Below are 13,613 nucleotides of genomic sequence, written 5' to 3' on the forward strand. Positions count from 1 at the left end.
GCGGTCGCTCCTCAGCATCCAGAGAGCCGTATCGGGCTGGTTCGAGGGTACGCCTCGGCTCCAAGATCTGGACAGGTTGTCCGGGGGGTGGGACGGGGGTTCGGCATGCGGGCAGGTGGGGTGGGGTTTCCTGGGCCTTGCCCCGGGCCCCGGGGGGGCGCTGTGGCCCCGGCCGTGATCGTCTGCGGGCCGTGGGTGGCCGGTCGCGCAGTTCCCCGCGCCCCCTTGAAACCCGCCTTCGTCCGCGGGCCGTGCTCGCTCCTCGCGCAGTTCCCGCGCCCCTGAAACCCGACGTTACCCGCGGGCCGTGCTCGCTCCTCGCGCCGTTCCCCGCGCCCCCAAAAGCGGTGCCCGTGGGGCTGCTCTGGTCAGGTTGGGTCCGTCAGGTATCTCTGGAGGGTCGGGGCCACCATCGTGACGATGTCCTCCGGGTCCGCCGATGCCAGGGGTTCTACCTTGATCACGTAGCGCAGGACCGCGATGCCGACCATGTGGGAGGCGGCCAGTTCCGCCCGGAAGCGGGGGTCGGGGACGTCCAGGTCCGCCGCCACCTTCTCCAGCACCCGGCGCAGCACGAACGTGCGCAGGACCTTCGCCGCCGCCTCGTGGGTGAGCGCCGAGCGGAAGAGCGCGAGCAGCTGCTTGCGGGTGGCCGGGTTCTCCCAGACCTCGATGAAGTAGCGGGCCATGCGCTCGCCGACGCCGTCCCGCGCGGCCCCGGCGGCGATGACCTCCGGGACCAGCTGGACCGGCTCCAGCGTCATCTCGACGGCCGCCTCGAACACCTCGTCCTTGGTGCCGAAGTAGTGGTGGACCAGGGCCGCGTCGACCCCGGCGGCCTTGGCGATGCCGCGTACGGAGGTCTTGTCGTAGCCGCGCTGGGCGAACTCCGCGCGGGCCGCCTCCAGGATGCGTTCGCGGGTGCCGGGGCCGCTCTCGGCCTCGGCGCGGGGCGGGCGGCCCCGGCCCCGCCGGCGCGGGGCGGAGTCGGGCGCGGCGCCGATCACCGGCGCACCGTGGAGGCGAGGTGGAGCCGGGTGAAGGCGAGGGCCTCGGCGAGGTCGGCCTCGCGTTCGGCGGCGGACATGGCCCGGCGGGTGTTGACCTCGATGACGACGTGGCCGCCGAAGCCGGTGCGGGCCAGCCCCTCCAGGAGCTCGGCGCACGGCTGGGTGCCCCGGCCGGGGACCAGGTGCTCGTCCTTGGCCGAGCCCTTGCCGTCGGCGAGGTGGACGTGGGCGAGCCGGTCGCCCATGCGGTCCACCAGCGCCATGGCGTCGGTGCGGGCGGTCGCGGCGTGCGAGAGGTCGACCGTGAAGTGCCGGTAGTCGTCCTTGGTGACGTCCCAGTCGGGCGCGTACGCGAGCATCTCGCGGTCGCGGTAGCGCCACGGGTACATGTTCTCGACGGCGAACCGCACGTCCGTCTCGTCGGCCATCCGCCAGATGCCGGTGACGAAGTCGCGCGCGTACTGCCGCTGCCAGCGGAACGGCGGGTGCACCACCACGGTGGAGGCGCCCAGCTTCTCGGCGGCGGCCTTCGCGCGCTGGAGCTTCACCCACGGGTCGGTCGACCAGACCCGCTGGGTGATCAGCAGGCAGGGGGCGTGAACGGCCAGGATGGGCACCTGGTGGTAGTCCGAGAGGCGGCGCAGCGCGTCGATGTCCTGGCTGACCGGGTCGGTCCAGACCATGACCTCGACGCCGTCGTAGCCCAGGCGCGCGGCGATCTCGAAGGCCGTCGCCGTCGACTCCGGATAGACCGAAGCAGTCGACAGGGCGACCTTCGCATCCGGGATGCGCACCACTGGTTCTGCCACGGAGACAGCGTACGGGCAGCCGCCGCCGGGGCCGCGGGGGGACCGTCCAGGTGGCCGGATCCCGCCCCCGGCCGCCTCCTGGGCCCCCCGGTCCCCGGGCGTCACCCCACCGGCAGCTGGTCCAGATGACGCAGGATCACGCCCTCGCGCAGTGCCCATGGACAGATCTCCAGCTCCTCCACCCCGAACAGGTCCATCGCCCCCTCGGCCACCAGCGCCCCCGCCAGCAGCTGGGGCGCCCGGCCCTCGGAGACGCCCGGCAGCGTGGTGCGCTGCTCGGTGGTCATCGCGGCGAGCTTGGGCACCCACTCCTCCAGCGCCTTGCGGCTCAGGGTGCGCTGGACGTACACGCCCTCGGTGGAGCGGGCCGCGCCCGCGATCCTGGCGAGCTGTTTGAAGGTCTTGGAGGTGGCGACCACGTGGTCCGGCGAGCCGGAGCGGGTGAACTCGCCGACGGTACGGGCGATCTGCGCCCGGACGTGCCGGCGCAGCGCCCTGACGTCCGAGGGGTCCGGCGGGTCGCCGGGCAGCCAGCCGGCGGTGAGGCGGCCCGCGCCGAGCGGCAGCGAGACGGCCGCGTCGGGCTCCTCGTCGATGCCGTAGGCGATCTCCAGGGAGCCGCCGCCGATGTCCAGGAGCAGCAGTTTCCCGGCCGACCAGCCGTACCAGCGGCGGGCCGCCAGGAAGGTGAGGCGGGCCTCCTCCTCGCCGGAGAGCACGCCCAGGTCGACGCCGGTCTCGTCCTTGACCCGGGCGATCACCAGGTCGGCGTTGCTGGCCTCGCGCACCGCGGAGGTGGCGAACGGCAGCATCTCCTCGACGCCCTTGTCCTCGGCCGCGAGCAGCGCGCCGCTGACCGTGGCCACCAGCCGGTCGACGCCTTCCGGTCCGATCGCACCGTCCCCGTCGAGGAGTTCGGCGAGCCTCAGCTCGGCCTTGTGCGAGTACGCGGGCAGCGGCGCGGCACCGGCGTGCGCGTCCACCACCAGCAGGTGAACCGTATTCGACCCCACATCGAGGACTCCGAGTCTCATGAGCTGAACGCTACTGCGGTCGCGGACATACGCTTGTCCCGTGCCAAAGACGAAAAAGGCGAAGCCGGGCAAAGCCAAGACCCCCAAGACCCCCGGGCAGCGGGCGGACGAGCAGGGGGTGGACTTCCCGCGCGCGTGGGTCGAGTTCCCCGACCCCGCCGACGACGAACAGGTCTTCCGCTGCGATCTGACCTGGCTCACCTCGCGGTGGACGTGCATCTTCGGCAGCGGCTGCCAGGGCATCCAGGCGGGCCGCGCCGACGACGGCTGCTGCACGCTGGGCGCGCACTTCTCCGACGAGGACGACGAGAAGCGGGTGGCGAAGAACGTGGCCCGGCTCACGCCGGAGCTGTGGCAGTTCCACGATGTGGGAGCCGAGAGCGGCTGGGTGCAGCTCGACGAGGACGGCGATCGGCAGACCCGCAGGTGGGAAGGTTCCTGCATCTTCCAGAACCGGCCGGGCTTCGCGGGCGGCGCGGGCTGTTCGCTGCACATCCTGGCCCTGAAGGAGGGCAAGGAGCCGCTGGAGACCAAGCCGGACGTCTGCTGGCAGCTGCCGGTGCGCCGCACCTACGACTGGATCGACCGGCCCGACGACACCCGGGTGCTGCAGATCTCGATCGGCGAGTACGACCGGCGGGGCTGGGGGCCGGGCGGCCACGACCTGCACTGGTGGTGCACCTCGGCGACCTCGGCGCACGGCGCGGGCGACCCGGTCTACGTCACCTACCGGCCGGAGCTGACGGAGCTGATGGGCAAGAAGGCGTACGCCGTGCTGGTGGGTCTGTGCGAGGCGCGCCTGGCCTCGCAGCTGCCGCTGGTGGCCCCGCACCCGGCGGACCCGGCGCGCTGAGCGGCGGGGGCCCGTCGGCCTCATGAGGGGCGCCCGTCGACGGGCGCCCGCCGACGGTTCCCCCTCACCCCGGCCACGTCACGAGGGCGCCGGTGAGGACGCCGGGTCGGACGGGGTGGCCGGGGGCGAGGTCGGCGGCGTGGGGGTCGGCGTCGGCGCGGTCTCGGTCGGCGAGGGGCTGGTCGGCGTCGGGGACGCGGGCGGGCTCGTCGGCGGCGTCGGATCGGGCTCCGGCGACGACGGGGTGCCGGGGTCGGGCGAGGCGGGCGGGATGGCCCGGGTCCCCTGGCCCGTACCGAAGATGCGGACGACCGCGCCCGAGGGGTTGAGTCCGACGTGCGCCGACCACTGGCCGCGCGGTTCGCGCGCGTGGTTGACGGCCACGTACACCGACACGCTGGCGCCCGGCTCCAGGGCCCCGTCGGTGCGGCTGAAGGTGAGCCAGGACGCGTTCGTCCACAGCGACCAGCGCACCGGCGCGTCGCCGGTCGCGCTGATCGTGAGCACCGTGACGCCGCCCGAGGTGCGGGCGGAGACGGCGAGTTCGCCGGGGTCGGACGGGGTGGAGCCGGGGCTGACGACCTCCACGGAGACGTCGGCGGGGGCGCGGCTGCCCGACGGGAGGCGGGGATCCGGCTCCGCGCGCGCGTTGCCCGCGTTCTGGTAGCGCTCGTACGGGTGCCCTTCGAGGCCGCCCGGGGAGTCCGCCTCACTGGCCGTGATCTTGGCGCCGTCGTGCGACTCGCCGGTGGCGGGGGCGCCCCGGTAGGCGGCCCAGAGCGCGAACGCGGGGGCGGCCACCACGGTCGCCACCACCGTGGTCGTCAGGGCACGCGCGCGCAGCCGGTCCCGGCGGGCCGCGCGGTCCTTGGGGTCCATCGGGAAGCCGCTCCGGTCGAAGCGGGGCGCGCCGCCACGCGTGCGCGGGACGTGGAGCATCGCCGCGTACGCCTCCGCGCGCGGGGCCTCGGCCAGCGGCAGCGCGGCCGGGGTGACCGAGGAGCCCGGCCAGGGCCCGGCGGCGCCCGCCCGCTCGGCGGCCCGGCGGCAGCGCGGGCAGTCGTCCACGTGCCGCACCAGCTCGCGGCGCAGCGCCGCCGAGAGGAGCACCTGGTGGTCGCCGGTGAGCCGGGCCACCGAGGGGCAGCCGCCGGTCTCCACCACGGCGAGCGCGGCCCGGGTCCGCTCGACCTCGCAGGCGCCCGCGGCCAGCAGTTCGCGCGCGGCCGGGTAGTTCATGCCGAGGACGGACGCCACCTGGCGCGGGCCCAGCTGGTGGCGGACGGCGAGCTCCAGGGCCTCGCGCTGCTCGGGCGTGGTGCCGGCGGCCTCGGGCCAGGCCAGCAGCGCCAGTTCGGCCCGGCGCCGCTCGGCCTCCTCGGCGGGGACGGGCGGCTCGGCGCTCTGCTCGCAGGGCTCGGGGCGGCCGGTGTGGGCGCCCTTGCGGCCGCGTTTGCGCTCGGCGAGCTTGCGCAGACAGGACCAGCGCGCCAGCGCGTACAGCCAGGCCCGGCGCTCGGGCTCCGGTTCGGGGCAGCGGGCGTGCTGGCGCTCGGAGACGGCCAGCACGTCACCGAGGACCTGGACGGCCTCGTCGTGGTCGCAGAGCACGGACAGGCAGTAGGTGAACAGGCCGTCGAGATACGCCTCGTAGCGCGCCGGCGGACGCTGGGCCAGCGTCCGGGGCGCGCGGCGCCCCGCCCGGTGTGCGCCGGTGGTGTGCGTGGAGTGATCCAGACCGCTGCTCTTCACCCGGCGAAGGTAGGCGCAGGATCCAGGCCCCTTCGGGTCCCTTGAGCACATTTACTCCTTACGGGTGAAGCTATCCCCCAAAAGGGGACAGGAACGGCCTCTTCCGTCGCGGAAGATTGCCTTCCCCAGCACGGAACATTGCCTTCCCCTGAACGGCGGAGCGCACGCCGGGCGGGCGGAAGGACTGCTTCCGGCACCTGCGGACGGCGGCCGGGCCCGGCGGGCGGCGGCGCTGTCAGTGGGCGCCGCTACGGTGACGTCATGGCTACCCGTACGAAATCCGCGAAGGACCGGCCGTCCTACCGCTGCACCGAATGCGGCTGGACGACCGCCAAGTGGCTCGGCCGCTGCCCCGAGTGCCAGGCGTGGGGGACGGTCGAGGAGTACGGCGCGCCCGCGGTGCGCACCACCGCCGCCGGCCGGGTCTCCACGGCCGCGCTCCCCATCGGCCAGGTGGACGCCCGCCAGGCGACCGCGCGCTCGACCGGGGTCGCCGAGCTCGACCGGGTCCTCGGCGGCGGGCTCGTGCCCGGCGCCGTGGTGCTGCTCGCGGGCGAGCCGGGCGTCGGCAAGTCCACGCTGCTGCTCGACGTGGCGGCCAAGGCGGCCGGCGAGGAGCACCGCACGCTCTATGTGACGGGCGAGGAGTCCGCCAGCCAGGTCCGGCTGCGCGCCGACCGGATCAACGCGCTGGACGACCACCTGTACCTGGCCGCCGAGACGGACCTGTCGGCCGTCCTCGGCCATCTGGACGCGGTCAAGCCGTCCCTGCTGGTCCTCGACTCCGTGCAGACGGTGGCCTCGCCGGAGATCGACGGCGCGCCCGGCGGGATGGCCCAGGTGCGCGAGGTGGCGGGCGCGCTGATCCGCGCCTCCAAGGAGCGCGGGATGGCGACGCTCCTGGTGGGCCACGTGACCAAGGACGGCGCGATCGCGGGCCCCCGGCTGCTCGAACACCTCGTGGACGTCGTCCTCTCCTTCGAGGGCGACCGGCACGCGCGCCTGCGGCTGGTGCGCGGCGTGAAGAACCGCTTCGGGGCCACCGACGAGGTGGGCTGCTTCGAACTGCACGACGAGGGCATCACGGGCCTCGCCGACCCCTCCGGCCTCTTCCTGACCCGCCGTGACGAGCCCGTGCCGGGCACCTGTCTGACGGTGACCCTGGAGGGCCGCAGGCCGCTGGTGGCCGAGGTCCAGGCGCTCACCGTGGACTCCCAGATCCCCTCGCCCCGCCGCACCACCTCGGGGCTGGAGACCTCCCGGGTCTCCATGATGCTGGCCGTCCTGGAGCAGCGCGGGCGGATCAGCGCGCTCGGCAAGCGCGACATCTACAGCGCGACCGTCGGCGGGGTGAAGCTCTCCGAGCCCGCCGCCGACCTCGCCATCGCGCTCGCGCTCGCCTCGGCGGCCAGCGACACCCCGCTCCCGAAGAACCTGGTGGCGATCGGCGAAGTGGGGCTGGCGGGCGAGGTCAGACGGGTGACCGGCGTCCAGCGCCGGCTCGCCGAGGCGCACCGCCTGGGCTTCACGCACGCGCTGGTGCCGTCCGATCCCGGCAAGGTCCCGGCCGGTATGAAGGTCACGGAAGTCGCCGACATGGGGGACGCGCTGCGGGTGCTGCCGCGCGGACGTCGTGCCGAGGCCCCACGGGCGGAGGAGGAGCGCCGGTAGACTTTGCCGTCGAACGTCTGCGACCGGAGGAGTGCAGTGGCAGCCAACGACCGGGCAGCGGGAACCGGAAAGTCCGGCACAGGCTCCGGCAACGAAGCGCTGATGCGTGCCGCGCTGAGCGCCGTCGCGCCCGGCACCGCACTCCGCGACGGCCTGGAGCGCATCCTCCGGGGCAACACGGGCGGCCTCATCGTCCTCGGTCTGGACAAGACCGTCGACTCGATGTGCACGGGCGGCTTCGTGCTGGACGTCGAGTTCGCCGCGACGCGGCTGCGCGAGCTGTGCAAGCTCGACGGCGCGCTGGTCCTCGACAAGGACATCACCAAGATCCACCGGGCCGGGGTGCAGCTGGTCCCGGACGCGGACATCCCCACCGAGGAGACCGGCACCCGCCACCGCACGGCGGACCGGGTCTCCAAGCAGTGCAACTTCCCGGTCGTCTCGGTCTCCCAGTCCATGCGCCTGATCGCGCTGTACGTGAACGGGGAGCGCCGGGTCTTGGAGGAGTCGGCGGCGATCCTCTCCCGCGCCAACCAGGCCCTCGCCACCCTGGAGCGCTACAAGCTGCGCCTCGACGAGGTCGCGGGCACGCTCTCCGCGCTGGAGATCGAGGACCTGGTGACGGTCCGGGACGTGACGGCGGTCGCGCAGCGGCTGGAGATGGTGAGACGCATCGCCACCGAAATCGCCGAGTACGTGGTGGAGTTGGGCACCGACGGCCGCCTCCTCTCGCTCCAGCTGGACGAGTTGATCGCGGGCGTGGAGCCGGAGCGGGAGCTGGTCGTGCGGGACTATGTGCCCGAGCCCACGGCCAAGCGGTCGCGGACCGTGGCCGAGGCGCTGCACGAGCTCAACGAGCTGACCCACGCGGAGCTGCTCGAACTGCCCATAGTGGCGCGCGCCTTGGGGTACAGCGGCTCGCCCGAGACGCTGGACTCGGCGGTGTCGCCGCGCGGCTACCGTCTCCTGGCGAAGGTCCCGCGGCTGCCCGGCGCGATCATCGAGCGGCTGGTGGAGCACTTCGGTGGCCTCCAGAAGCTGCTGGCGGCTTCGGTGGACGACCTCCAGACGGTGGACGGGGTCGGTGAGGCGCGCGCACGCAGTGTCCGCGAGGGGCTGTCGCGGTTGGCCGAGTCGTCCATCCTGGAGCGGTACGTGTAGCTCCGCCGGGGTGCGGCGACTCCGCCTGCGGCCCGTCGTGGCCGCTCGCGCAGTTCCCCGCGCCCCTTTTTGGGCCGGGACTTTTGGCTTGCAGACCGTGCTGGCTTACTCGCGCCGTTCCCCGCGCCCCTATCGGGCCGGTGTTCACCTGCGGACCGGCGGTGGGTTGCTCGCGCAGTTCCCCGCGCCCCTCATCAAGCCCGCCTACACCTGCGGACCGTGCTGGCTTACTCGCGCAGTTCCCCGCGCCCCTCATCAACCCCGCCTACACCTGCGGACCGTGCTGGCTTACTCGCGCAGTTCCCCGCGCCCCTATCGGGCCGGGACTTCGCCTGCGGACCGTACTGGCTTGCCCGTGCTCCTGACGGTGCCGTTCCGCGGCAATCCCCTGGGCGGCCCGTAGGGGCGCGTTCAGGGGCGCGGGGAACTGCGCGAGAAGCGACCACGGTCCGCGGGCGAACCCCGGGGCCGGAACCTAGTCCTTCGTCAGTGAGAACGGGGCCCGGGCCACCGGCAGCCCCGTCGCCTGCACCTCGAAGAGGTACGTGCCCGCGCCCGGCGCCCCCGGCGCGGGCGTCGCGCAGTGCGCCGCGCTGCGGGTCCGGTCCCACGCCACCACGTGCGTGACCGTGGAGTTCCCCGGCACCTGGTACAGCACGCTCCCCGCTCCGCCCGGGCAGTCGTCCGACGACCAGACCTTGCTGTCGCCGGAGTCGGTCACCACCAGGACCGCCCCCTTGGGCCCGAGGTCGGCCTTGCAGCTGGAGCCCGCGGTGTTCTGCACGGAGATCTCGGCCCGGGGCTTCTCCCCCGGCTCGTACGCGTTCTTCAGGCTGCGCACGGTCAGCTTCAGCTGGCCCGGCGCGCAGACCGGCATCGCGGACCCCGCGGGCACCTGCCGCGCCGTACCGCCGTCGGTGGAGCCGCCGCCGACGGCGCCCGAGCCGCCCGTGGAGGACGAACTCCCGCCGCCCGCTCCCCCGTTGCCGCCGCCGTCGCCCGAACCGCCCGTACCGTCACCGGAGGAGGAGCCGCCGGACGAGCCGCCGGAGGCGGAACCGGAGCCGGACGAGGACTCGTCGCGGCCCCCCGGCGCCGTAGTGATCGCGGGTCCCGAGCTGCCCGGTCCGGGCGTGATCGAGGGGGCCGGGTGCGCGCCCTTGTCGTTGGAGGCGCCCTTGCCGCCGCCACCGCCACCGGAACTGACGATCCATAGGATCACCACCGCCAGCAGCGCGAGCAGGGACAGCGCGACTGCCCTCCGTCGCCAGTAGATGGAGGAGGGAAGCGGCCCGACCGGATTGCGCAGAGATCCCACGGGCGAAACTCTACGAGAGTTCTGGGCCAACTCCCGCCCCACCCGCCGCCGCCCCCCGCAACTTTTCCGGATCATCATTCCGGAAGTCGATGTTCCATACTGTCCGTCACCATGGATAGCGATCTCTACCGCGACATCACCGACTTCGCCCACGACACGCCCTCGTGGATGCAGCACTTCGTCGAGCTCTGGACGGAGGTGGGGCTGCTCCTGTTCGGCGTGCTGTTCGTCGTCTGCTGGTGGCGGGCGCGCCGGGCGGACACCGCGGCGATGGCGCTCGCCCTGCTCGCCCCGCTGGCGACGGCCCTGGCCTACGTCTGCAGCGAGGTGATCAAGTCGCTGGTGGACGAGGAGCGCCCGTGCCGCGCGGTCAAGGGCGCGGCGGCCTCCCTGATCACGTGCCCGGCCAACGGCGACTGGTCGTTCCCGTCCAACCACGCCACCATCGCGGGCGGCGCGGCCGTGGCGCTGCTGCTGGCCTGGCCGCGCATCTGGGCGCTGACCGTGCCGATGGCGCTGGCGATGGCGTTCTCGCGGGTGTACGTCGGGGTGCACTATCCGCACGACGTGGCGGTGGGCCTGCTGCTCGGCACGGCCGTCGCCCTCCTCGTCGCCAAGGTCGCCAAGCGCCCGGTGACGTCCCTGGTGGAGTCGATGCGCGGCAGCGGGAACGGCGCGGCCACCTGGCTGACCGGTCCCGGCGCGCCCCTGCACGCACGCCGCTGAGCGGCCCGCCGTGCCCGTCGCACCCCCGTTCCGTGCCAGGATCGGGGGTGCCATGACGACGATGCCGACGACCGGTCCCGACACGGTCTCCCCCGCCGCCCTCCACACCCCCGTCATCGGGTGGTTCGACCAGCACGCGCGCGACCTGCCCTGGCGCCGCCCCGAGGCCGGTGCCTGGGGGGTGATGGTCAGCGAGTTCATGCTCCAGCAGACGCCGGTGAGCCGGGTGCTCCCGGTGTACGAGCAGTGGCTGGCCCGCTGGCCGCGCCCGGCCGACCTGGCCGCCGAGGCGCCCGGCGAGGCCGTGCGCGCCTGGGGGCGGCTGGGCTACCCGCGCCGCGCGCTGCGGCTGCACGGGGCGGCCGTGGCGATAACGGAGCGGCACGGCGGCGACGTCCCCAGCGACCACGCCCGCCTCCTCGCGCTGCCCGGGATCGGCGAGTACACGGCGGCGGCCGTCGCCTCCTTCGCGTACGGGCAGCGCCACCCGGTCCTGGACACCAATGTGCGCCGGGTCTTCGCGCGGGCCGTCACCGGCGTCCAGTACCCGCCGAACGCCACCACCGCCGCCGAGCGACGCCTCGCCCGCGCCCTGCTGCCCGACGAGGACGCCCGCGCGGCCCGCTGGGCGGCGGCCTCGATGGAGCTGGGCGCGCTGGTGTGCACCGCCCGCGGCGAGGACTGCGGGAGCTGCCCCATCGCCGCGAGCTGCGCCTGGCGCCTCGCGGGCAAGCCCGCCCACGACGGGCCGCCCCGGCGCGGTCAGACGTACGCGGGCACCGACCGCCAGGTGCGCGGCAAGCTGCTGGCCGTGCTGCGCGAGGCGGTGGAGCCGGTGCCGCAGTCGGCGCTGGACGCGGTGTGGCACGAGCCGGTGCAGCGGGCCCGGGCGCTGGACGGCCTCGTCTCGGACGGTCTCGTGGAGCCGCTGGCCGACGGGCTGTACCGGCTGCCGCTGGGCTGACCGGGGCGGCGCCCCGGGACGCCGACGGGCACCGCGTTGACCAGCGGGTCAGCTCTTTCGGCGGACCCTCTGTCACCGTGGGGAGACGCCCCGTACCCCCCGAAATCGCGGGTCAAACCTCCGCTGTTACACAACCGATGGCTCTCCGTGCGCCACCCGAGGGCTGCTCCGCACAGGCCCGTGACAACGCCTCCGTAGCTTCATTCCGGTAAGCGGGACAGCAGGTTGACCAGCAGGTGAAAGTCACGGGGACGGAGGCGGTTGGGTATGGCGCACGGCGAGGTGCTTGAGTTCGAAGAGTACGTACGCACCCGGCAGGAGGCTCTCCTGCGCAGCGCCCGGCGGCTCGTGCCGGACCCGGTCGACGCCCAGGACCTGCTCCAGACCGCGCTGGCCCGTACGTACGGCCGCTGGGACGGCATCGCCGACAAGGCGCTCGCCGACGCGTACCTGCGCCGCGTGATGATCAACACCCGGACCGAGTGGTGGCGCGCCCGCAAGCTCGAAGAGGTGCCCACCGAGCAGCTGCCCGACGCGCGCATCGAGGACGGCTCCGAGCAGCGCGCCGACCGCGCCCTGCTGATGGACGTCCTCAAGGTGCTGGCTCCCAAGCAGCGCAGCGTCGTGGTGCTGCGACACTGGGAGCAGATGAGCACGGAGGAGACCGCCGCGGCCCTCGGAATGTCGGCGGGTACGGTGAAGAGCACGCTGCACCGGGCGCTGGCCCGGCTCCGGCAGGAGTTGGAGAGCCGCGAGCTTGACTTCCACGCGCTCGGCGACGCTGATGTACGGAGCGGTCGCGTGGGCCGCCAGGCGGACCGACGCGTCGGCCGCGAGGAGCGCGACGAAAAGGGGCGGGAGCGGTGCGCGGCCTAGGCAGGGGCAGAGGGGGCGTACTGGCGGCGAGTACCACGGCGATGGCCGGACTCGCCGCCTTCGGGCTGCTCACCGCGGGATGCTCGACCGGCGGTACGGGCACGCGCGACGAGGGCGAGGCCCACACCGACAAGGTCAGCCACGCCACGCCGACCCCGGTCGCGACGACCGAGGCGCCCTTCAAGAAGATCAACCCCGTCCGGCTGCTCAAGGCCGACCCCAAGGTCAGCGAGCGCGTCAAGGCGGATCTGAAGCCCTGCGTGAAGGACGAGTACCCGATCGACGTCAGCTACGGGCACATCACCGGCGCCACCGGCCAGGACGTCGTGGTGAACGTGATGACGTGCGGCGACGCCGTGGGACTCGGCGCCTATGTGTACCGCGAGGACGGCACGTCGTACGACAATGTCTTCACCTCCGAGGAAGCGCCGGTCTACGCGGAGATCGACCGGGGCGACCTGGTGGTGACCAAGCAGATGTACGCGAAGGGCGACAAGCCGGCGTTCGCCTCCAGTGAGATCGTCACCACGTACCGCTGGACCGGCGGGAAGTTCACCAAGCACGACCAGGTGGAGAACGATTTCAGCAAGGCGGTCGGCAACGACGAGGGCAGCGAGCCACCGGTGCCGCCCTCGCCCTGACCCCGCCTCCGCCGGGGCGGTACGTCGCACGCCGAAGCCGCCGGCCGAAGCCCGCAAGCCGCAAGCGCCCGCCAAGGAACTGAGAGCAGCACGATGGCCGAGACCCATGTCCTGTTCGTCGAGGACGACGACGTCATCCGTGAAGCCACCCAGCTCGCGCTGGAGCGCGACGGCTTCACCGTGACCGCGATGCCCGACGGGCTCTCCGGTCTGGAGGCGTTCCGCGCCGACCAGCCCGACATCGCGCTCCTCGACGTGATGCTGCCCGGCCTCGACGGGGTGAGCCTGTGCCGCCGCATCCGTGACGAGTCCACCGTTCCCGTGATCATGCTGTCCGCGCGCGCCGACTCCATCGACGTGGTGCTCGGCCTGGAGGCGGGCGCCGACGACTACGTGACCAAGCCGTTCGACGGGGCCGTCCTCGTCGCCCGGATCCGCGCCGTGCTGCGCCGCTTCGGGCACGCGGGCGGGCCGGGCGCGGGCGGCGCCGAGCCCGCCGAGGACACCGAGCGCGGGGTCCTCGCCTTCGGCGACCTGGAGGTCGACACCGAGGGCATGGAGGTCCGCAAGGGCGGCGCGCCCGTCGCCCTCACCCCGACCGAGATGCGGCTGCTCCTGGAGTTCTCCTCGGCGCCCGGTACCGTGCTCTCCCGTGACAAGCTCCTGGAGCGGGTCTGGGACTACGGGTGGGGCGGTGACACGCGCGTGGTGGACGTCCACGTACAGCGGCTGCGGACGAAGATCGGGCAGGACCGGATCGAGACCGTGCGTGGCTTCGGCTACAAACTGAAGGCGTGA

General features: G+C 73.6%; 13 protein-coding genes. 8 read left to right on the top strand and 5 right to left on the bottom strand.

Annotated elements, in window-relative coordinates:
- Window positions 1–368: 368 nt before the first annotated feature.
- The 3 genes from AB5J87_RS15675 to AB5J87_RS15685 all read right to left on the bottom strand — a co-directional run bounded on the left by AB5J87_RS15675 (window position 369) and on the right by AB5J87_RS15685 (window position 2,853).
- The gene (locus tag AB5J87_RS15675) at window positions 369–1,007 is read right to left on the bottom strand and encodes a TetR family transcriptional regulator (protein WP_369377277.1); all 639 of its coding nucleotides are present in this window, start codon (window positions 1,005–1,007) and stop codon (window positions 369–371) included.
- On the bottom strand, window positions 1,004–1,819 hold the full coding sequence (locus AB5J87_RS15680; protein WP_369377279.1) for a sugar phosphate isomerase/epimerase family protein: 816 nt from the start codon (window positions 1,817–1,819) through the stop codon (window positions 1,004–1,006). The genes AB5J87_RS15675 and AB5J87_RS15680 overlap by 4 nt, the downstream gene beginning before the upstream one ends.
- Window positions 1,820–1,920: 101 nt before the next feature.
- Window positions 1,921–2,853 (bottom strand): Ppx/GppA family phosphatase, encoded by a 933-nt coding sequence (locus AB5J87_RS15685; RefSeq protein ID WP_369377281.1) that lies wholly within the window; start codon window positions 2,851–2,853, stop codon window positions 1,921–1,923.
- A gap of 40 nt (window positions 2,854–2,893) precedes the next feature.
- On the opposite strand from AB5J87_RS15685, the gene AB5J87_RS15690 reads away from it, so the two are divergent.
- A complete protein-coding gene (locus tag AB5J87_RS15690) occupies window positions 2,894–3,706 on the top strand; it encodes a hypothetical protein (protein WP_369377282.1) in 813 nt (270 codons plus the stop codon).
- 78 nt (window positions 3,707–3,784) lie between these two features.
- Here the strand turns inward: AB5J87_RS15690 and AB5J87_RS15695 are convergent, their stop codons facing one another.
- Entirely contained in the window at window positions 3,785–5,509 is a 1,725-nt protein-coding gene (locus tag AB5J87_RS15695) for a hypothetical protein (RefSeq protein WP_369377283.1), read from the bottom strand.
- Window positions 5,510–5,719: 210 nt separating this feature from the next.
- Between AB5J87_RS15695 and radA the strand changes: the two genes are divergently transcribed.
- Both radA and disA read left to right on the top strand, forming a co-directional pair.
- A complete protein-coding gene (gene radA / locus AB5J87_RS15700; protein ID WP_369377285.1) occupies window positions 5,720–7,129 on the top strand; it encodes a DNA repair protein RadA in 1,410 nt (469 codons plus the stop codon).
- A gap of 36 nt (window positions 7,130–7,165) precedes the next feature.
- Window positions 7,166–8,290: a DNA integrity scanning diadenylate cyclase DisA gene (gene disA, locus AB5J87_RS15705; RefSeq protein WP_369377286.1), complete on the top strand. Its 1,125-nt coding sequence runs from the start codon at window positions 7,166–7,168 to the stop codon at window positions 8,288–8,290.
- Between the two features lie 475 nt (window positions 8,291–8,765).
- Here disA and AB5J87_RS15710 read toward each other — a convergent pair whose 3' ends face one another.
- Window positions 8,766–9,608, bottom strand: a complete 843-nt coding sequence (locus tag AB5J87_RS15710; protein WP_369377287.1) for a hypothetical protein — start codon at window positions 9,606–9,608, stop codon at window positions 8,766–8,768.
- 111 nt (window positions 9,609–9,719) lie between these two features.
- On the opposite strand from AB5J87_RS15710, the gene AB5J87_RS15715 reads away from it, so the two are divergent.
- The 5 genes from AB5J87_RS15715 (at window position 9,720) to cseB (ending at window position 13,613) form a co-directional block, all read left to right on the top strand.
- The gene (locus AB5J87_RS15715) at window positions 9,720–10,334 is read left to right on the top strand and encodes a phosphatase PAP2 family protein (RefSeq protein WP_369377288.1); all 615 of its coding nucleotides are present in this window, start codon (window positions 9,720–9,722) and stop codon (window positions 10,332–10,334) included.
- A 52-nt stretch (window positions 10,335–10,386) separates the two neighbouring features.
- Complete coding sequence (locus AB5J87_RS15720) at window positions 10,387–11,298, top strand: A/G-specific adenine glycosylase (RefSeq protein WP_369377289.1); 912 nt, start codon at window positions 10,387–10,389, stop codon at window positions 11,296–11,298.
- A gap of 267 nt (window positions 11,299–11,565) precedes the next feature.
- Window positions 11,566–12,174, top strand: a complete 609-nt coding sequence (locus AB5J87_RS15725) for a SigE family RNA polymerase sigma factor (protein ID WP_369377290.1) — start codon at window positions 11,566–11,568, stop codon at window positions 12,172–12,174.
- 41 nt (window positions 12,175–12,215) lie between these two features.
- Window positions 12,216–12,815: a hypothetical protein gene (locus AB5J87_RS15730; protein WP_369377291.1), complete on the top strand. Its 600-nt coding sequence runs from the start codon at window positions 12,216–12,218 to the stop codon at window positions 12,813–12,815.
- A 93-nt stretch (window positions 12,816–12,908) separates the two neighbouring features.
- Complete coding sequence (gene cseB, locus AB5J87_RS15735) at window positions 12,909–13,613, top strand: two-component system response regulator CseB (RefSeq protein WP_369377293.1); 705 nt, start codon at window positions 12,909–12,911, stop codon at window positions 13,611–13,613.

The organism is Streptomyces sp. cg36 (genome assembly GCF_041080675.1).
Classification (GTDB): Bacteria; Actinomycetota; Actinomycetes; order Streptomycetales; family Streptomycetaceae; genus Streptomyces.